Origin of the sequence: Paenarthrobacter sp. NPDC057355, from assembly GCF_042667405.1 — a bacterium.
Lineage (GTDB): Bacteria > Actinomycetota > Actinomycetes > Actinomycetales > Micrococcaceae > Arthrobacter.
This window is the reverse complement of the sequence record NZ_JBHVAL010000023.1, coordinates 26,711-44,407: the sequence shown is the minus strand read 5'-3', so window position 1 is coordinate 44,407 and position 17,697 is coordinate 26,711. Positions and strand designations below refer to the sequence as shown.

Annotated in this window: 19 protein-coding genes; 14 read left to right on the top strand and 5 right to left on the bottom strand. The window is 62.7% G+C overall.

The genetic code is table 11. From position 1 onward, the window contains the following. Positions 1-109: 109 nt before the first annotated feature. A complete protein-coding gene (locus tag ACFUOZ_RS19325; RefSeq protein ID WP_377551119.1) occupies positions 110-412 on the top strand; it encodes a hypothetical protein in 303 nt (100 codons plus the stop codon). A gap of 64 nt (positions 413-476) precedes the next feature. Further along, on the top strand, positions 477-2,441 hold the full coding sequence (locus ACFUOZ_RS19320) for an acyl-CoA dehydrogenase family protein (RefSeq protein WP_377551117.1): 1,965 nt from the start codon (positions 477-479) through the stop codon (positions 2,439-2,441). Between the two features lie 4 nt (positions 2,442-2,445). Here ACFUOZ_RS19320 and ACFUOZ_RS19315 read toward each other — a convergent pair whose 3' ends face one another. Continuing rightward, positions 2,446-2,850, bottom strand: a complete 405-nt coding sequence (locus ACFUOZ_RS19315; protein ID WP_377551114.1) for a YchJ family protein — start codon at positions 2,848-2,850, stop codon at positions 2,446-2,448. 184 nt (positions 2,851-3,034) lie between these two features. Between ACFUOZ_RS19315 and ACFUOZ_RS19310 the strand changes: the two genes are divergently transcribed. Then, positions 3,035-3,907, top strand: coding sequence for a hypothetical protein (locus tag ACFUOZ_RS19310; RefSeq protein ID WP_377551111.1), 873 nt, complete (start codon positions 3,035-3,037; stop codon positions 3,905-3,907). 15 nt (positions 3,908-3,922) lie between these two features. Here ACFUOZ_RS19310 and ACFUOZ_RS19305 read toward each other — a convergent pair whose 3' ends face one another. After that, positions 3,923-4,414, bottom strand: a complete 492-nt coding sequence (locus ACFUOZ_RS19305; protein ID WP_144662274.1) for a flavin reductase family protein — start codon at positions 4,412-4,414, stop codon at positions 3,923-3,925. Positions 4,415-4,693: 279 nt separating this feature from the next. Between ACFUOZ_RS19305 and ACFUOZ_RS19300 the strand changes: the two genes are divergently transcribed. The 5 genes from ACFUOZ_RS19300 to ACFUOZ_RS19280 all read left to right on the top strand — a co-directional run bounded on the left by ACFUOZ_RS19300 (position 4,694) and on the right by ACFUOZ_RS19280 (position 9,379). Further along, on the top strand, positions 4,694-5,728 hold the full coding sequence (locus ACFUOZ_RS19300) for an aldo/keto reductase (protein ID WP_377551108.1): 1,035 nt from the start codon (positions 4,694-4,696) through the stop codon (positions 5,726-5,728). Positions 5,729-5,892: 164 nt separating this feature from the next. Then, the gene (locus ACFUOZ_RS19295) at positions 5,893-6,996 is read left to right on the top strand and encodes a sulfite oxidase (RefSeq protein ID WP_377551105.1); all 1,104 of its coding nucleotides are present in this window, start codon (positions 5,893-5,895) and stop codon (positions 6,994-6,996) included. A 169-nt stretch (positions 6,997-7,165) separates the two neighbouring features. Beyond that, positions 7,166-7,543, top strand: a complete 378-nt coding sequence (locus ACFUOZ_RS19290) for an RNA-binding S4 domain-containing protein (RefSeq protein WP_377551102.1) — start codon at positions 7,166-7,168, stop codon at positions 7,541-7,543. 214 nt (positions 7,544-7,757) lie between these two features. Further along, positions 7,758-8,429: a DUF6318 family protein gene (locus ACFUOZ_RS19285; protein WP_377551100.1), complete on the top strand. Its 672-nt coding sequence runs from the start codon at positions 7,758-7,760 to the stop codon at positions 8,427-8,429. 335 nt (positions 8,430-8,764) lie between these two features. Beyond that, on the top strand, positions 8,765-9,379 hold the full coding sequence (locus tag ACFUOZ_RS19280) for a hypothetical protein (protein ID WP_377551097.1): 615 nt from the start codon (positions 8,765-8,767) through the stop codon (positions 9,377-9,379). A gap of 238 nt (positions 9,380-9,617) precedes the next feature. Here ACFUOZ_RS19280 and ACFUOZ_RS19275 read toward each other — a convergent pair whose 3' ends face one another. The 3 genes from ACFUOZ_RS19275 to ACFUOZ_RS19265 all read right to left on the bottom strand — a co-directional run bounded on the left by ACFUOZ_RS19275 (position 9,618) and on the right by ACFUOZ_RS19265 (position 11,314). Then, a complete protein-coding gene (locus ACFUOZ_RS19275; protein WP_377551095.1) occupies positions 9,618-10,079 on the bottom strand; it encodes a DUF3817 domain-containing protein in 462 nt (153 codons plus the stop codon). Between the two features lie 57 nt (positions 10,080-10,136). Then, entirely contained in the window at positions 10,137-10,730 is a 594-nt protein-coding gene (locus ACFUOZ_RS19270; RefSeq protein ID WP_377551092.1) for a hypothetical protein, read from the bottom strand. A 77-nt stretch (positions 10,731-10,807) separates the two neighbouring features. After that, positions 10,808-11,314 carry a hypothetical protein gene (locus ACFUOZ_RS19265; RefSeq protein WP_377551090.1) on the bottom strand — a complete coding sequence of 169 codons (507 nt, stop codon included), beginning with the start codon at positions 11,312-11,314 and terminating at the stop codon, positions 10,808-10,810. A gap of 126 nt (positions 11,315-11,440) precedes the next feature. On the opposite strand from ACFUOZ_RS19265, the gene ACFUOZ_RS19260 reads away from it, so the two are divergent. The 6 genes from ACFUOZ_RS19260 to ACFUOZ_RS19235 all read left to right on the top strand — a co-directional run bounded on the left by ACFUOZ_RS19260 (position 11,441) and on the right by ACFUOZ_RS19235 (position 17,677). Beyond that, entirely contained in the window at positions 11,441-11,665 is a 225-nt protein-coding gene (locus ACFUOZ_RS19260) for a helix-turn-helix domain-containing protein (RefSeq protein ID WP_377551087.1), read from the top strand. A 285-nt stretch (positions 11,666-11,950) separates the two neighbouring features. Further along, entirely contained in the window at positions 11,951-12,679 is a 729-nt protein-coding gene (locus ACFUOZ_RS19255) for a FadR/GntR family transcriptional regulator (RefSeq protein ID WP_377551085.1), read from the top strand. Then, positions 12,676-13,740: an asparaginase gene (locus ACFUOZ_RS19250; RefSeq protein ID WP_377551083.1), complete on the top strand. Its 1,065-nt coding sequence runs from the start codon at positions 12,676-12,678 to the stop codon at positions 13,738-13,740. Before ACFUOZ_RS19255 ends, ACFUOZ_RS19250 begins: the two co-directional genes overlap by 4 nt. Next, positions 13,737-15,152: an aspartate ammonia-lyase gene (gene aspA / locus ACFUOZ_RS19245; RefSeq protein WP_377551080.1), complete on the top strand. Its 1,416-nt coding sequence runs from the start codon at positions 13,737-13,739 to the stop codon at positions 15,150-15,152. Before ACFUOZ_RS19250 ends, aspA begins: the two co-directional genes overlap by 4 nt. A gap of 145 nt (positions 15,153-15,297) precedes the next feature. Beyond that, positions 15,298-16,809 (top strand): amino acid permease, encoded by a 1,512-nt coding sequence (locus ACFUOZ_RS19240; RefSeq protein ID WP_377551077.1) that lies wholly within the window; start codon positions 15,298-15,300, stop codon positions 16,807-16,809. 196 nt (positions 16,810-17,005) lie between these two features. Further along, on the top strand, positions 17,006-17,677 hold the full coding sequence (locus tag ACFUOZ_RS19235) for a FadR/GntR family transcriptional regulator (protein ID WP_377551075.1): 672 nt from the start codon (positions 17,006-17,008) through the stop codon (positions 17,675-17,677). Positions 17,678-17,697: the final 20 nt, after the last annotated feature.

Here is a 17,697-nt window from a genome sequence, read left to right as displayed (position 1 = left end):
CCGCGATGACACGCGTCAGCGCTGGCCGGAAAGCACCCCCGCCCCTAATGTCAGATCATCGACGCAACAACGCCGCGTCGACCCACGCAATGTCGCTCCGGGGGGGACCATGGATTTCGATGTCACTGCGCTTGAAACGGGCACGTACGTAGTTATTGGAACGCTGTTCTTCGCTGTCATTTTGGCTGCTTTCATTGCCGCCGCAGCGATGGCAACGATTGTTCTTATCGGCGCCATGGGCATGGTTTGGTACACCGTCAAGGGTGTCCTCGGCGGCCTCGTCCACGGCATTAACTTTGCGTGGGACCGCCTGGTTCACCACGCCGGACAAGTGGAAATTCCGGCAGAATTCCAGCCGCAGGTTTCCTCTGGCACGGGTAGCTACCCGCGGGTAGCATTGAGGGACAGCTGAAGGGTTCCCACCCACGGCGGACCCTGGCTCCACCACCGGCACAACCGGTTAAAGGAGTTGTCCCATGACGTCCGCTACTGACAGCAGCCTCACCGCCGCCAGCGTCAACGCCACAGCAGAAGAAGCCCGCGCCGTCGCCGAAGCCGCGCGCGAAACCGAATGGAACCGGCCCAGCTTTGCCAAAGGCTTGTACCTGGGCAGCTTCGACCTCAGCCTGATCCACCCCTGGCCTCAAGCCAAGGCGGAGGACGTGGAGCGCGGCGAAGAGTTCATGGCCCGATTGCTGGCGTACGCCAAGACACTGTCCGGCCGGGTGATTGAACGCGACGCCAGGATTCCGGACGAATACCTGGCAGGGCTGGCCGAACTTGGCGTGTTCGGCATGAAGATTCCACGTGAATACGGCGGCTTGGGCTTGTCGCTGGTCTACTACGGCCGGGCGCTTGCCCTCTTGGGTTCGGTCCATCCAAGCCTGGGTGCGTTGATTTCCGCCCACCAATCCATCGGCGTTCCCGAGCCGGTCAAGGAATTCGGCACGCCGGAGCAAAAGAAGGAATACCTCCCGCGCTGCGCCGCCGGCGCCATCACGGCATTCCTGCTGACAGAGCCCGACGTCGGCAGCGACCCCGCGCGCATGGGCGCCACTGCCGTACTGTCCGACGACGGCGGTTCTTACGTTTTGGACGGCGTGAAACTGTGGACCACCAACGGTGTCATTGCCGAACTCGTGGTGGTCATGGCCCGCGTTCCGGCGCACACCGACGCCGACGGAACCGAGCACAAGGGCGGCATCTCGGCGTTCGTCGTGGAGATGGACTCGCCCGGCATCACGGTGGAAAACCGCAACGCCTTCATGGGGCTGCGCGGCATCGAGAACGGCGTGACGCGGTTCCACCAGGTGCGGGTTCCTGCCGCCAACCGGTTGGGACGCGAAGGCCAAGGGCTCAAAATCGCCCTGACCACGCTCAACACCGGACGGCTGTCCATCCCGGGGCTCTGTGTAGCGGCCGGGAAGTGGAGCCTCAAGATCGCCCGTGAGTGGTCCAACGCCCGCACCCAGTGGGGCCGCCCGGTGGGCAAGCATGAGGCCGTGGGCAAGAAAATCGCCTTCATCGCTGCCACCACTTTTGCGCTGGAAGCGGTGTTCGAGCTGTCCGCAGAGATGGCCGACGCCGGCCAGAAGGACGTCCGCATCGAGGCCGCCTTGGCCAAGTTGTGGTCCACTGAACTGAGCTGCCGGATCGCCGATGAACTGGTCCAGATCCGTGGTGGCCGCGGCTTCGAAACAGCCGACTCCCTGGAAGCACGCGGCGAGCGGGCCGTACCGGCCGAGCAGCTGCTCCGCGATCTTCGCATCAACAGGATCTTCGAGGGTTCCAGCGAGATCATGAAGTTACTGATCGCCCGCGAGGCCGTGGACGCCCACCTTGCCGCCGCCGGCGACCTCGCCTCAGTGGACGCGAGCCTGCAGGACAAGGCAAGGGCCGCCGTCGGGGCTTCCGGGTTTTACGCGAGGTGGCTGCCCAAACTGGTTGCGGGCGCGGGCATGGACCCGCGCTCCTACGCCGAATTCGGGCGACTGGGGAAGCAGCTGCGGTTTGTTGAGCGGTCCTCCCGTCGGCTGGCCCGGCAAACCTTCTATGGGATGGGGCGGTGGCAGGCCAAGCTCGAATACAAGCAGGCGTTCCTGGGCAGGATCGTGGACATCGGGGCGGAGCTGTTCGCCATGGCGGCAAGTTGCTCACGAGCGGAGGCATTGCTGCGGACGCACCCCGATCAAGGCGCGGCCGCCTTCGAATTGGCCGAGGCCTTCTGCGAACAGGCCCGCGTGCGGGTTGACGAATACTTCGACCAGCTGTGGAGGAATACCGACGACGGCGACCACGACCTCTCGCGCAAGGTCCTGGCCGGCGACTACACCTGGATGGAAGCCGGAATCCTGGACCAATCTGAAGGAACGGGCCCTTGGATCGGGGATGCCTCACCAGGGGCATCAACCAAGGAGAACCTCCACCGCAAGTATCGGTAACCAGCTAGCGGACGTCCCCGTCCACGTAAAACCAACGCTTGCCTTCCCGCACGAAACGGCTGATTTCGCGCTGGACTCCGCGTTCGCCGTCGGACCTGTAGTGGGCCGCGAACTCAACGGTCCCGTCGGAATCCAGTGGTCCTCCGTTGCTTGTGCCAAGGATGTCGAGCCTGCGCCATTCAAGGTCCGGATCGAGGTCCATGGACGCCGGGCGGGTACTCGGATGCCATGTGCGGATCAGGTATCCGGGGTCGAGGACGACGAATGCCGAATACCGGGAGCGCATGAGCTGTTCCGCCGTAGGTGCTTCAGCCTCACCGCGATGAAACCGGCCGCAACAGTCGCTGTACTGTTCGCCGGAAAGGCAGGGGCATGCGCCGTTGCGGAGCCGGGTGGTATCAGGAGTCAAGACGCGCCAATCCGGGTTTGAAATGAGAGCTGGGCAACATATTTTCCCATGCGAGGTAACAGCTTCGAAACAACAATGCCGGAGACGGCTGCGGCGCGTGATTCCGTCGGTGCGGGACCTTACGCTGGATAAGCAAGTTGGTGGGCAATTCGCGCATCGCAAAACGACGGCCAGGGGAGGCTAAGTGGAGGATCCGACAACACTCGCCATCAACCTGACGTACTTGGGGACCCTGGGCCTGGCGGTGCTGATGTTCCTGGGCCTTGGGCTGATCGTCATCATAACCCTGGTGGTTGCAGGGGTGGGGCGGCTTATATCCGTCATTCTCCTGGCGTTGATCGGAATTTTCCCCAAAGAAGACAACACGCCCATCGTGCACCTTCCTCCGCGGCCGGGCTATGCCCCTGATCCGGTCCGTGATGAGGCCGGGGAAGCGATACCGGAGGCGGCTGTGGCGCCTCTGGCTGTACCTGCTGCACCGGCGCCCGCTGCTGTAGTGGGTGGCGCTGCGCCTGCCGCTCCCGCACCCGCTTCCGCGCCGGCCGCTGCTCCGGCGCCCGCCGCTGCCAAGCGGGACTTGCTCGGAGGGGCCCGCCGCAAGATCTCCGGTGCGTCGGCCGCCGTCAAGGACGGCGCGTGGAAGTCGAAAGTAGACCCGCGGAACCTGCCCAAGCCGGCGGAGGTCAAGTCCGCCGTCGAACATCAGACGGCACACCACCCGATCGTTGTGGCCGCCGCGAAGGAGCCACCCGTCCTGGCCAAGGATTGGGCCGACGCAGTTGCTGAAGCAGACCGCCGCGAGGCCGAGCGCGCCAAGGCCCATCAGCCGCCGCCCATCAAAGTGACGGTCCGCGACCTCGACGAGCCCGCGCCGTCGTCGAACGGCCAAAAGCCAGAGTCCGTCGCCAGTGCCGCGAACCCGGCCAGCCCAGCCAAACCTGCGAACCCGACCAAAAAACAGAACCCCGGCGCTTCCACTAAAGGAAAGCCCCGAGGTCCCGGGTCGCAAGGTCCTGGCCAAAAAGGTTCGCTGAGCGGCGTTGCCCGCAACTCCTAGCGCGAGCGGCCGGTTCTATGCGGCCAGCTGTCGGAACGCAGCACCGTGGTAGATCAGCGGCTTGGACTCGAGGTTGACGTTGATTGCTTTGACTTCCAGAACTACGATCGCATGATCGCCGGCGGGTGCTTCAGAGACGATTTCGCATTCGAAGCCCAGCACCGCACCATCGATCAGTACAGCTCCTGAGTCGCTGACGCTGGTATCGAGTCCGGCGAAACGGTCACGGGTTTTCGAGGCCAACTGGAGCGCGTGGGCCTCCTGTCCTTCAGCGAGGACCGACACGCCCAGTCGCTGGGCCTGGCGCAGCTTGGGCCAGGTGGTGGAGGAGTTCTGGACCGCGAACATGACCAGCGGCGGCTCGAGCGAAACACCCACGGTAAAGGACGACGCCACCAGGGCTTCCGGCGTGAAGTCAACCATCGCACTGAAGGCTGCCACTCCCGATGGGAACTGCGCAAATGCGGCCTTGATGGCCGCCGTTTCTTCCACTGTGGTCTGTGTCATCCCGCTGTCCCTTTCGTGCGTTTCGTAAGTTCCTTTCCCATAATTCACGGGCTTGGACGAACGGCAATATTTGTTGATTCGCAAGTCATTTGTGTTGCTGTGTGTCAAGAAATGTCGCGAAGTGTGGCCCCTTCCGTTACTCCGCAAGACGAAAAACGAAGAACTTCTACCATTTGCGTTTATGCCCAACCCGGCCGTGTGTAGCCTCGATTGAACATCCCGTCCACGGCCACCGCCCCAGGCCTGGACACCAGCACTATCCCTCCACAGGAAGCCGACATGAGCCTCAACGAGCTACGAACGCTTGGACGCACTGGCGCCCTGATCAGCCCGCTCACGCTGGGTACCCTGAACTTCGGCACAGGCGCCGCACCCACGGGTCCGGCAGAAAGCATCCGGATCATCAAGGCCGCCCTCGACGCAGGCATCACGAGCATTGACACCGCAGACATCTACTCCCAGGGCGAGGCAGAGACCGTGGTGGGCCAGGCCATCCACAGCCGCCGGGACGACGTCTTCCTCGCCACCAAGTTCCACGGCCAAATGGGCTCCAACCCCGCGCATGCGGGCAACTCCCGGCGCTGGATCGTGCAGGCTGTCGAGGACAGCCTGCGACGCCTGAACACCGACAGGATCGACCTCTACCAGGCACACCGGCCGGACTACAACACCGACCTCCTTGAGACCATCACAGCGCTGAACGACCTCATCCGCCAGGGCAAGATCCTCTACTACGGAACGTCCGTGTTCAGCCCCGCCCAGTTGGTCGAAGCCCAGTGGATCGCCAACACCAACCACCTGACCCCGCCGGTGGTGGACCAGGTTCCCTATTCACTCCTGGTGCGGGCCAACGAACGCGACGTCTTCCCGATCACCCAGCAGTACGGCGTCGGGGTTTTGAGTTACGGACCGCTCGACGGCGGCTGGCTCGCCGGCAGCTACCGCGTCGGGGCCGGGCAGCCCGAGAGTTCGCGCTTCTCCGCGCTTCCCGGCCGCTTCGACGTGACCGCGCCGTTCAACCAGGGAAAACTACATGCAGCAGATGCGCTGGCACAGCTCGCAGCACGCCACGGCCTGACCCTCATTCAGCTGGCTGTTGCTTTCGCGTTGAACCACCCCGCGGTGACCAGCGTGATTATCGGACCGCGGACGGAGGAGCACCTGACGGACTACCTGAAGGCGGCCGATGTGGTGCTCAGCGAAGCAATCCTCGATGAGATCGACGACATCGTTGCCCCCGCCGTCAACTTCCTGGAGCGCGACGCAGGCACGGTTGCACCGCACCTTGAGTACCCGGAATTACGACGCCGGTAGCCACCTTCCGTTGTGAGGCCCGCTTTACGCCCTATACCCATTCGTTGGCGCGCAAAGCAGGCCTCACAACGAGCTATTGACGGGCCTTGGCCACGGCGTGATCCTTGAGCTAAGTGCTGCGGCACTAACCGCAGCGTTTCGCTTCCAGTAGAACGCCGCCGTCCATGTCCAAGAACCACACCAAGCAAAAGGCTGCAAAGGCCGCCACTCCAGGGCAACCGACCGACGGTCCCCTGACCCACGAAGAACTGCAACTCTCGGGGCGGAACCATTCCATGCCCCTGGAAGCCCTGCACGACGACATCACTCCGGCCGGGCTCCATTATCTATTGATCCACTTCGATATCCCCCACGTGTCGGCCGAGTCCTGGCGGTTGAGGGTGGGCGGCGCCGTGGACCGCAACATGGAGCTAAGCCTCGAGGACATCAAATCCCGGCCTGCGGTCACCATGCCCGTCACCCTTGAATGCGCGGGCAACGGCCGGTCCCTCCTCCAGCCGCGGCCCCTGAGCCAGCCCTGGGTACTCGGTGCCGTGGGCACGGCCGAGTGGACGGGAACCCCCTTGGCACCCCTGTTGGAGGAGGCAGGTTTGGCGAGTGACGCCGTCGAACTCGTTTTCACAGATGCCGACAGCGGCATCCAGGGCGGGGTTGAAGAGCCGTATGCCCGCAGCCTCTCGGTCGAAGAGGCCATGCATCCCGAAGTCATGCTGGTCTACGCCATGAACGGCCATCCATTGCCCCCTCAGCACGGATTCCCCCTGAGGTTGCTGGTGCCGGGTTGGTACGGCATGGCAAGCGTGAAGTGGCTGGCTTCGATTGAGGCAGTGAGATCCCGGTTCATGGGGTGGCAGCAGTCCGTGGCCTACCACTATCTTCAAGGCCCCGATGGGCCGGGCCTCCCCGTCAGTCACATCCGCGTGCGTTCGCTGATGGTGCCGCCGGGAATACCCGATTTCTTTACGCGGCGGCGCGTCGTGGATGCCGGTCCGGTGATGCTGGAAGGGCGGGCATGGTCCGGCCACGGCGACGTGGAACGGGTAGAGGTGGGGATCGACGGCGAATGGATGCCCGCGCACCTCGAACCGCCACAGGGCGATTTTGCGTGGCGGCGGTGGTCCATGGTGTGGGTGGCCAGTTCGGGCGAGCATGTGCTGCGGTGCCGGGCGATGGACACCTCGGGCGCGCTGCAACCCATTGAGCAGGTGTGGAACTACCAGGGACTGGGGAACAACATGGCGCAGCGGGTGGAGGTGACGGTGCGGTAGCTTTTGCTGTTTGTGGTTGGGTGCGCTGGGTTCGCTTGGGTTCGCCGAGTTCGCTTGGGTTCGCCGAGTACGCTGGAACGCTGCGAGCACGCCGGGAAACTTCCAGCGAATTCGACGCTTTCCCGCGTCCTCGCAGTGCGCAGGCTGCCCGGTTAGACTCGTTCCAATCATGAGTATCCCGTCATCATCCCCAGCGAACGTCCGGGTTGACGCCTGGTTGTGGGCCATCCGTGCCTACAAGACCCGCTCCGCAGCCACAGCTGCCTGCCGCGCCGGACACATCCGGATCAATGGAAACCCTGTGAAGGCGTCGCAGAGTGTGATCATCGGCGACACCATCCGCATCCGCGAGTCCGGCTGGGAACGGATCCTTGAGGTCCGGCGACTCATCGCAAAGCGTGTTGGTGCCGAAGCCGCATCACACTGTTTCACCGACCACACTCCGCCACGCCCGGTGGCACCCAAGCTGGGCCTGCCCCAGCGCGACCGCGGCACCGGACGACCAACCAAGAAGGACCGCCGCGATATGGAGAAGCTGCGCGGCTGACTTTGCTGCGTGCCGCGCAAATTTGCTGGATCATCGGACTGGGCACGGACCCAAATCCGCAAAAACTCAGGGATTTCGAGACAGACCCATGCGGATCATCCAGCAAAATATTCCTCGGCACTTATCCACAGGACCATTTTTCTGACGTGAATCCCCCCGCGCACGCTGCTTAGACTGGCCGCCACACCGTCGAAACAGCTGTTGGGGAGCTTGTATGTCACGCTTTACGTTTGCCGCCTTGTTGTCTTTACGAACACGGGCCGTAGTGGTCTTGGCTGCTATCGCGGTGCTTCTCAGTGGGTGTCAGGGCTCACCTGCACCCGGCGGATCGCCTTCCGGGACAGGTTCGACGACGGCGTCGCCCACCTCGAGCGTTTCGGTTCCGACGGCTACGGCTACTCCTTCGATTTCCGGTGTCTACAAGCCCGCAGATGCAAAGGGAAAAGCCCAGAACGTGCCGGTGCCGGTAATGCCGGAGCTGGCAAAGGAGAACTCGAAGGCAGGGCTGGAGGCGTTCATTGGGTATTGGTACGCGACTTACTCGTACGCGACGGAGACAGGGGACCTGGGGCCGTGGAGCCAGTCAACGGATGTCACAACGGTTTCGGGAGCCGCATACAAGAAAGCAGTAGAGCTCAATTACACGAAGGGCCGTTGGGTAGTTGGTGGACGCATAACTACGCCGGTCGTAGAAGTTCTCTGGCAAGAGGGCGTAGATACACAGTCAGCTAAGGTGCAGGTTCTCCAAGAGCAAATACTCTACTTTGACGCCGACGGGAGCTCCGGTCAGCAGGGAACGCCCGAGTTCAACACGGCCGAAGCAGTTAAGGCCACCTACCGGGGCAACAGTTGGCAAGTCACCGACAACGGATTGATCGTGGGTTAACCGTGCGTTTGTTTCGGAGGGCACTCTTAGCAATTGCTGTCATGGCTGCGACAGCCGCCCTAGGTTGTTCCCCAGGGTTTGCTGATGATGAACCACGGGTCAGCATTGGCAAGCACGATACGGCCCTAGACATCAATGCAAAGTACATCATCGATCCAGTCACCGGCATTCCCTCTGCAAATCTAGGAACGACTCCCCCAGCGGAAGATCCCTACCAATACAAGCCGGACTTTCGCTGTACCCTCGGTGGCCCCGGGGCGCGCGAAATGGGCTGTCTTGCCCTTAGCTGCCCACCTACAACTCCCGATGGTGAAAAAGGTTCACCTGTCATCTGGTTGAAGGCACCGAAAGCCTTCACCAACCCGACATTCACCGATTGGCAGCCAGTCGACGGTAAGCCCGCGTGCCTCTATGACGCAGAGCCACAAAATGTCCTGGCCGACGTCGCAGCCCGGATCCTCAACGACTTCCGCCAACTACCCGTCAACCCCGGAACCCTCCAAGCACAACCCTTCCCCCACACCCTCAAAGGCGGACCCACCAACTTCTACACCACCACAACCGAGCAAAGCTTCGATGTCACGATCCTCGGCCAAGCAGTGCACCTGACTGCCACCCCGGCCAGCTACACCTACACCTTCGGCGACGGCACCACCCTCGGACCAACACCTGCCACCGGGTACTCCATCCCCCAGGCCGAATGGCTCACCACCGACACCCGCACCAGCCACGCCTACACAAACACCGGCAACTACCCAGCCACCGCGCCCACCATCTTCACCGGCACCTACTCCGTCAACAACGGCCCACCCCTGCCCATCAACGGAACCCTCAACCTCACCACCCCGGCCATCACCATCCAAGTCTGGAAAACAGAACGAGCCCTCGTCGCCGACACCTGCCAACAAAACCCCAACTCCTGGGGATGCCCCGGCACAGAACCCAAATAGAGGCCCGCGGCACCGCCGTCGGCACCCAGCCAAGTGCCGCCGTCGAACCTCCGTCCCCAGTCCGCGCCGCCAAGACCAACTTTGAACACACCACCCCCGCGACACACCCCACAAACGGCGCGTCACAGCAGTCACAGGTTCAAAGCGGGTGTTGGCGGCACGAAGGGGCAGAAGGCCAAGGCGTCTTAAAGAAGATAAGCACCAGTTCCGAAGAACCGGTGCTTCCACAGTCGAAGCCCTAAGAGAACCAAGTCCCCGGAGGGCCCATGAACAGCAGGAAGCTGAACACAACCCCCACGGCAACCAAGGTCACCACAACGGCAAGGATCGGATTCCGCAGCACCCAAGCCTGGGCCTTTTCAAACCCTCCCCGAGGCTTTTCACCTCCAGCAGCCAACCGCCATCCGCCGGCAAGGAGGCCTCGGCGGTCAAGCGACTTCTCCATGGGAATGGTGGCATAAGGAATCACGGCGGATCCGATGGCAAGGAGGCCCGTGCGCACTGTCCATTTCTGGTTGATCCAGGTGAACGCAGCAGTAGCGGCGTAGCAAAGGAAGACGAATCCGTGGATGCCTCCGGCGATGCTCACGCCAACGTCCGTGGTCCGGGTGACGTATTTAAGGAACAATCCAATCAACAGGAACGTCCATGTCACGGCCTCAGCAAAAGCGACGGTACGGAACAAGGCGCGGGGTTGCATGGGAGTCCTCGGATCGGCAACAGGAGACCCTTCCAACTTACCGCGACTGGCACACGCCTAAGAATCAGCAGCAGGCAGCGTCTCACGGTGACGGATGCGCGAATCGCCGAATTCGATGGCCACCGGAGAAATTTCCATTGGCGGTTCGTGACGGGACCGGGCCCTCCCCACGGCAATATGTGGCAGCCACCGCGGCGACCTGTATCCCAGAGCGGGTGAGCTCAGAATAAAGTCGTCGATGTTGTCGAGGCCAAGTTCGTCAAAGAGCACATGCAGGCCCTGCACCAAGAGGGCCTGGTAATCGTGTACCTCTTGCGGGACGTCCACTTCGAGCCCCATCAACCGCCCACCACCCAAGGGGACCAGCTTGTCCGACTTCCCCAGAAAGCCCTGCAACACCGGCAGTTCGGTCAGCCAACTGGTGATCTCAGCCAGCACCTCCCCAGGCTCCGCCCTGCCTTTGGTCCACGCGGCGATGTCCTCGACGAGTTCATCCAGGATTCCCACGTGCAGCAAGGTCATGTGCAATCCCTGCGGTTTACGCAAGGAGTCAACGAATCGGTTGAGACCTTCGTAGTCGCCAAGCCCTGCGCCCACCCGGAGTACCGGAACCTCTACGGTGATGCGCGGCATGGCTGCTGTGGCCGTCATGAACGCCATTATGCGCCGATCACGCGCCTAAAGGAGGCCGACAGCGGAACCCGCCTGCCGCCGTCGGGCGCTGTTAGCTATTTCTTGGGGCGGGCCTGGACGAGGTTCGCGAACGGAAGCTGCCCGTGTTCAGCAACGAAAGCGGCGTGGTAGGCGGCTTCGGCGGGATTGACCTCGGAAGCTGGGAGCTCCTTCCAGGCGATGATCAGGTCCAGGGCGTCGCGCAACTGCCAGATGAGGCGCGCGTCCCAAACAACGGTCGGCCGGCCACGACCGTAGTCCACAAACTCCTGGATCTGTTTGCGCAGGCCCCGGTTCCCTTGGCTGCCGGCACTTGCCTTGCCGATGTACAGCACGGAGGCGTCGGGAACCCATTCGGCTTCCAACGCTTCACGCTTCAGCGACGGGTCCCTCTTTTTGAAGGTCCCGGCCGCGCTTTTGCTGAGGAAGGCAGGCTCAAAGTCGCCCTTCCGCAGGATCACGAACACGCCCGGCCCTTGAGGGATGCGCATGGGATCGAGGTCATCCAAAGCGCGGAACCCCGTGAACCCGTCGAGCGTGAGGGACTTTCTGGTGAAGAGCATGATCCATTGTGTCAACGTCCGGTGTTCCAGCCGAAAACAAAGCATACTGTCGCCGTACGGCAACAAATATTAAAGTCGCCGTACGGCAACAATTCGTGAAGTTTGAGTACGGCGACAGGAGTTGGAATGCGCACCGTCCGGGAAGCAGGCCCTCTCGTGCGCGAACTGAGGGAAACCCGCGGCTGGTCCCAGGCGGAGCTGGCGCGGCGGGCGAATGTCTCGCGCACTTTTGTCATCGACCTTGAATCCGGCAAGGCAACGGTGGAGACCTCAAAATTCATGGACGTTTTCCAAGCATTGGGCTTCGAGCTTGCAATACGCGACAGCGACACAGGTGATGTGCGGTGGTGACAACGCGAACCCTTGACGTCTTCATGGACGGCATCTCCTGCGGCCGACTGGAGCAAGCACCGTCTGGAAATCTGGCCTTCCGTTATGCACCCGGCTCCCAAACAACCAACGACGCCACACCCCTGTCACTTTCCAGAGAGCCGCGGACGACGTTGCTACCAATGTTCGCAAGTTGCCCATGGTCCAGTCTTCATGATGTTGTGCTGACGCCTTTACCAGTCCCCAAACCGTGAAGCAAGCCTTTCAGCGTTGACAGCATCTTGTGACCCGTGCCATATTCGAAGCGTGAACCTGTCAGACAGCCGGACAGCCGGACAGCCCGAGTCCCAGAGTGGCCATTCAGCGCATATGCCCATTTCGCGCATTTCCGCAGCTGAGGCCGTCTTTGCCGCACTCCGCCGGGCCATCGAAGGCGGCCAGTTCGACATCGGCACCAAGCTGAGTTCCGAAGCGACGCTCGCTGCCCAGTACGGCGTCAGCCGCTCGGTAATCAGGGAAGCTCTGAGATCGTGTAACACCCTGGGGCTCACAGTCACCAAAACCGGCAAGGGCACGTTCATTGTGGCCAACAAGGTTGCTAATGACCTTACCTTGGGCCAGTACAGCGCGCGTGATCTTAACGAAGCACGTCCTCACATCGAGATCCCGGCTGCCGGACTGGCGGCTGAGAGAAGGACAGATGAAGAACTTGAGCACCTGAAGGACATCATCCAGGAGATGCTCAACGAGAACGACCCCGAAGCCTGGGTAAACCTGGATGCCAGCTTCCACTCGGCCGTGGCCCGCGCCAGTGGAAACCGTGTGTTTGCGAGCGTGGTGTCGGACATCCGCGAAGCGCTGGCCCACCAGTCCGAAACCCTGAACCTCGTCGCTGACCGGCAACACCGCTCGGACGAGGAACACGTCGCCATTCTCGACGCCATTGAGGCGGGCGACTCCCAAGCCGCAAGCATGGCGATGGCTGCCCACCTGCAGGCCGTCAGCGTGGCACTGGACACAATCCTCAGCAAATGACACACCCAAAGGAAACTGCCACCATGCCCGCCCCCAACGCACAGGCAAACGCCACCCAGGCACCCGCGCATCAGGCAGACCAAGCGCCTGCCCCGAACCACGTCCCCCTCGTCGAAGTAACCCGCGACGGACTGGTGGAAAGCATCCATTACGGTTCGCTGATCGCGATTGCCGCAGATGGCAGCACCCTCCTCGAAGCCGGTCAGCCGGACGCCCCCATGTACCCGCGTTCAAGCTTGAAGCCAATGCAGGCCGTCGCCCTGCTCAAGGCCGGCTTGGACCTTCCCGAAAACCTCCTCGCACTCACGGCAGCCAGCCACTCCGGTGCGAAGATGCATCGTGATGGCGCCACCGAAATCCTGAAGCTCCACGGCCTCACTGCCGAAGCCTTGGCGAACAGCACGGATCTGCCGTATGGCGTCGCGGAACGCGAGGAGTGGCTGCGCGCTGGCAATGGTCCCACCCAGATCGCCCAGAACTGCTCCGGGAAGCACGCCTCCATGACCGCCGTCTGCGTCATCAACGGCTGGCCTGTGGAGGGATACTTGCACCCCGAGCACCCGTTGCAGGTGCTGGTCCGCGACACCGTCACCGAGCTGACCGGCGAGGAAGCCGCCGCCGTCAGCACGGACGGCTGCGGCACTCCGCTGTTCGCCCACTCGCTGCACGGCATGGCCCGCGCGTATGGCCGGCTGGCCGCCGCGGACGAGGACACCCTCGAGGGCAAGGTGGCCCACGCGATGCGCCGCTTCCCGGAGATGGTGGCCGGCGAAGGAAGGGACGTCACCGCCCTCATGCGCGCCGTCCCCGGCCTGCTCGCGAAGGACGGTTTCGAAGGGCTGCAACTCGTCGGCCTCCCGGACGGCACCGGGCTGGCAGTCAAGATTTCCGACGGCGGCGACCGCGCGCGCATGCCCGTCACCCTTGAGGTCCTCCGCCGTCTGGGTGTCGACGGCGGCAGCCTGGACACGCTTCAAAGCCCACCTGTGTTGGGCGGCGGCCTTCCGGTCGGCGAACTCCGCGCAGCAGAATTTTCAGTAACTAACCAAGGACAGCTATGACCACCGTCGATCAGGCGATCCCCCTCCGCTCCGAACATGACCTCCTGGGCGACCGCGATGTACCCGCGGACGCCTACTGGGGCGTCCACACACTGCGAGCCATCGAGAACTTCCCCATCACCGGGCAGCCGCTCTCCACCAACAAGCACCTGGTCCGGGGGCTGGCCGCAGTGAAGCAGGCAGCCGCCCGGACCAACCACGAGCTTGGGCTCCTGGACGCCGAGCGCGCCAACGCCATCGAACAGGCCTGCCAGGACATCATGGATGGCAAGCTGCAGGAACAGTTCATGGTGGACGTGATCCAGGGCGGAGCGGGCACCAGCTCCAACATGAACGCCAACGAGGTCATCGCCAACCGTGCGCTGGAGATCCTGGGACACCCCAAGGGCGATTACTCCAAGCTGCACCCGAACGACCACGTGAACCTGAGCCAGTCCACCAACGACGTCTACCCGACGGCGGTCAACCTCGCCACGATCTTCTCCGTGAAGGAACTCCTGGCGGCGCTTGAGGAACTCGAAGTGGCTTTCGCAGAGAAGGGCCGCGAGTTCCGGACCGTGGTGAAGATGGGCCGCACGCAGTTGCAGGACGCAGTTCCCATGACCTTGGGCCAGGAGTTCGGGGGCTACGCCGTCACCATTGGCGAAGACCGCGCACGCCTGGACGAGTCCCACATGCTCATTCACGAGATCAACCTCGGAGCCACGGCCATCGGCACGGGCTTGAACGCCCCGGTGGGCTATGCGGAAGCCGCCTGCCGGCACTTGGCCGAAATCACCGGCCTCCCCCTGCTTACGGCCGCCGATCTTATCGAGGCCACCCAGGATGTGGGAGCGTTCGTCCACCTCTCCGGGGTCCTGAAGCGCGTGGCAGTGAAGCTTTCCAAGATTTGCAACGACCTCCGCCTGCTGTCCTCCGGACCGCGCGCGGGATTGGGCGAGATCAACCTTCCGGCTGTGCAGTCCGGTTCGTCGATCATGCCCGGCAAGATCAACCCGGTGATCCCGGAAGTGGTCAGCCAAGTGGCATATGAAGTCATCGGCAACGATGTCACCGTCACCATGGCCGCAGAGGCAGGCCAGCTTCAGCTGAATGCCTTCGAACCGATCATTGTGCACAGCCTGCACAAGAGCATCTCCCACCTGGAAGCAGCGTGCCGCACCCTTACGGCACGCTGCGTCCGGGGCATCACCGCAAACACCGAACGGCTACGGCTTACCGTGGAGCAGTCGATCGGTCTCGTCACGGCATTGAACCCCCACATCGGTTACGCCTCCGCCACCGCCATTGCCCAGGAGGCGCTGGCAACGGGCAAGGGTGTGGCAGAACTTGTTTTGGAGCACGGCCTCTTGACCGCTGCCCAGCTCGAAGAATTGCTCAGTCCAGAACGTCTGGCCAACCTGAGCAAATAGGCCCACAACGGCCAAAAAGCCCAGCGGCTTCATACAGCCGTCCCGCCCGATGAGGCATACCCCAATCGAGGCGCTGTCTTGTGTGCCCGGAACCCCGACCGGCTGCGCACAAGACACCCCCAACAGGACACTCCTAAGGATTCCAATGACCAATCCCATCACTGACCACACGGTTCCGGCCCAAGCGCACGCCAGTGAGAAAGCCCTCCACAAAGAGGACACTGGCTACCACAAGGACCTCAAGCCCCGTCAGATCCAGATGATCGCTATCGGTGGCGCCATCGGCACCGGCCTGTTCCTTGGCGCAGGTGGCCGCCTCAACGCAGCCGGCCCTTCCCTGGTGATCGCATACGCCGTCTGTGGCTTCTTCGCTTTCCTGATCCTCCGCGCACTGGGCGAACTGGTGCTGCACCGCCCCTCGTCCGGATCGTTCGTCTCCTACGCCCGCGAGTTCTACGGCGAGAAGGCAGCCTTCGTTTCGGGCTGGTTCTACTGGATCAACTGGGCCACAACCACCATCGTGGACATTACGGCCGCAGCCCTTTACATGAACTTCTTCGGCAAATACGTGCCATGGATGGGAGCGGTCCCGCAGTGGGCGTGGGCCCTCATCGCCCTGGTAGTGGTGCTGAGCCTGAACCTGGTCTCCGTCAAGGTCTTCGGCGAGATGGAGTTCTGGTTCGCGCTGATCAAGGTTGCTGCCCTGGTGGCGTTCTTGCTGGTGGGCACCTACTTCGTCATCTTCGGCACCCCGGTTGATGGCCAAACAGTCGGCTTCAGCCTGATCTCGGACAATGGCGGCATCTTCCCGAACGGCATTCTCCCCATGATCATCCTCATGCAGGGTGTTCTGTTCGCGTACGCCTCCATCGAGCTCGTGGGCACCGCTGCGGGCGAGACCAAGGAACCCGAGAAGATCATGCCCAAGGCCATCAACTCCGTGGTCTTCCGTATCGCAGTCTTCTACGTCGGCTCGGTCATCCTGCTGGCCCTGCTGCTCCCGTACACCTCCTACGAGAAGGGTGTCAGCCCGTTCGTGACGTTCTTCGGATCCATCGGTGTCCAGGGCGTTGACGTGATCATGAACCTCGTTGTCCTCACCGCTGCATTGTCCTCCTTGAACGCCGGTCTGTACTCCACGGGCCGTATCCTCCGCTCCATGTCCGTGGCCGGTTCTGCTCCGAAGTTCGCACAGCGCATGAACAAGGCCGGTGTCCCCTACGGCGGCATCGCGATCACTGCCGGTGTTTCCCTGCTCGGCGTTCCGCTGAACTACCTGGTTCCGGCCGACGCTTTCGAGATCGTCCTGAACGTCGCCTCCGTTGGCATCATTGTCACGTGGGCCACCATCGTCCTGTGCCAGATGCAGCTCAAGCGCTGGGCGGACAAGGGCTGGGTCAAGCGCCCGTCCTTCCGCCTCTTCGGTGCCCCGTACACCGGCTGGTTGTCGCTGCTCTTCCTTGCCGGTGTCCTGGTGATGGTGTTCATCGAATCTCCGCTCACCATGCTGGTCACGGCGATCGCCTGCGCCCTGATGGTTTGGGGCTGGTTCCTGTGCCGTAAGCAGATCCACGAGCTTGCTGCCACCCGCGATGGCTACACCGGCAGTGCCCCGGTGATCGCCAACCGCCCGCTGCCCGGCGGCGGCGACAAGTAAAGCAACGCCTGACTCACGACGGCGGCACCCGGGTTCCGTAACAGCGGAACTTGGGGTGCCGCCGTCGTCCGTTAACGCCCCCAACTGGGTAACAGCACCTGTTCCAATGACCACTCAGTAGAGCATGTGCTGTTACTTAGTTGGGCGGGGACGCGGCGGAGGCAGACATCCGATCATTCGTGGCTACTATTGGTCCATGGCTGTCACAGACGAGGCGATCAGCAAGATCAAGGACATGCTGATCCGGGGCGAACTCAAGGCCGGCGATCGGCTTCCGCCGGAGAAGGAACTGAGCGAACGGCTTGGCCTGTCCAGAAGCTCGCTGCGCGAAGCGGTGAAGGCCTTGGAGCTGATCCGGGTGCTGGATGTCCGGCGCGGCGACGGAACATATGTGACCAGCCTCGACGCAAAACTGCTCAACGAAGCCGTAGCGTTCGTGGTGGACCTGCACCAGGACCGCTCCATACTGCAGCTCTTCGAGGTCCGACGAATCCTTGAACCCGCCACGGCCCACCTCGCGGCGGCGAAAATCACTCCGGAACAGCTCGTCGCCCTCCGCGGAACGATGGACGGAATCGACGAGACCACTGACGTTGAGGAACTGGTTGCCCATGACCTCGAATTCCACAGCATCATTACCGAAGCCGCCGGAAACGACTACTTGGGCAGTCTTCTGGAAGCCCTGTCCAGCAGCACAGTACGCGCCCGGATCTGGCGTGGGCTGACCCAGGAGAAGGCCGTGTCGCATACTTTGGCCGAGCATCGCGCGATCGCGGAAGCATTGGAACGTGGTGACGCGGAACTGGTCCGGGCACTGGTGACAGTGCACATCAGCGGAGTGGAGAACTGGCTGCGCCAAGCGCTCTGAGCATCCAAGCGCTCTAAGCA

Bases quoted from the DNA above. Each gene is read 5' to 3' on its own strand.
- ACFUOZ_RS19305 (WP_144662274.1), bottom strand. From the start codon at position 4,414: ATGACACAGACCACAGTGGAAGAAACGGCGGCCATCAAGGCCGCATTT.
- ACFUOZ_RS19240 (WP_377551077.1), top strand. From the start codon at position 15,298: ATGACCAATCCCATCACTGACCACACGGTTCCGGCCCAAGCGCACGCC.
- ACFUOZ_RS19300 (WP_377551108.1), top strand. From the start codon at position 4,694: ATGAGCCTCAACGAGCTACGAACGCTTGGACGCACTGGCGCCCTGATC.
- ACFUOZ_RS19235 (WP_377551075.1), top strand. From the start codon at position 17,006: ATGGCTGTCACAGACGAGGCGATCAGCAAGATCAAGGACATGCTGATC.
- aspA (WP_377551080.1), top strand. From the start codon at position 13,737: ATGACCACCGTCGATCAGGCGATCCCCCTCCGCTCCGAACATGACCTC.
- ACFUOZ_RS19290 (WP_377551102.1), top strand. From the start codon at position 7,166: ATGAGTATCCCGTCATCATCCCCAGCGAACGTCCGGGTTGACGCCTGG.
- ACFUOZ_RS19275 (WP_377551095.1), bottom strand. From the start codon at position 10,079: ATGCAACCCCGCGCCTTGTTCCGTACCGTCGCTTTTGCTGAGGCCGTG.
- ACFUOZ_RS19325 (WP_377551119.1), top strand. From the start codon at position 110: ATGGATTTCGATGTCACTGCGCTTGAAACGGGCACGTACGTAGTTATT.
- ACFUOZ_RS19295 (WP_377551105.1), top strand. From the start codon at position 5,893: ATGTCCAAGAACCACACCAAGCAAAAGGCTGCAAAGGCCGCCACTCCA.
- ACFUOZ_RS19320 (WP_377551117.1), top strand. From the start codon at position 477: ATGACGTCCGCTACTGACAGCAGCCTCACCGCCGCCAGCGTCAACGCC.
- ACFUOZ_RS19250 (WP_377551083.1), top strand. From the start codon at position 12,676: ATGACACACCCAAAGGAAACTGCCACCATGCCCGCCCCCAACGCACAG.
- ACFUOZ_RS19270 (WP_377551092.1), bottom strand. From the start codon at position 10,730: ATGACGGCCACAGCAGCCATGCCGCGCATCACCGTAGAGGTTCCGGTA.
- ACFUOZ_RS19265 (WP_377551090.1), bottom strand. From the start codon at position 11,314: ATGCTCTTCACCAGAAAGTCCCTCACGCTCGACGGGTTCACGGGGTTC.
- ACFUOZ_RS19260 (WP_377551087.1), top strand. From the start codon at position 11,441: ATGCGCACCGTCCGGGAAGCAGGCCCTCTCGTGCGCGAACTGAGGGAA.
- ACFUOZ_RS19285 (WP_377551100.1), top strand. From the start codon at position 7,758: ATGTCACGCTTTACGTTTGCCGCCTTGTTGTCTTTACGAACACGGGCC.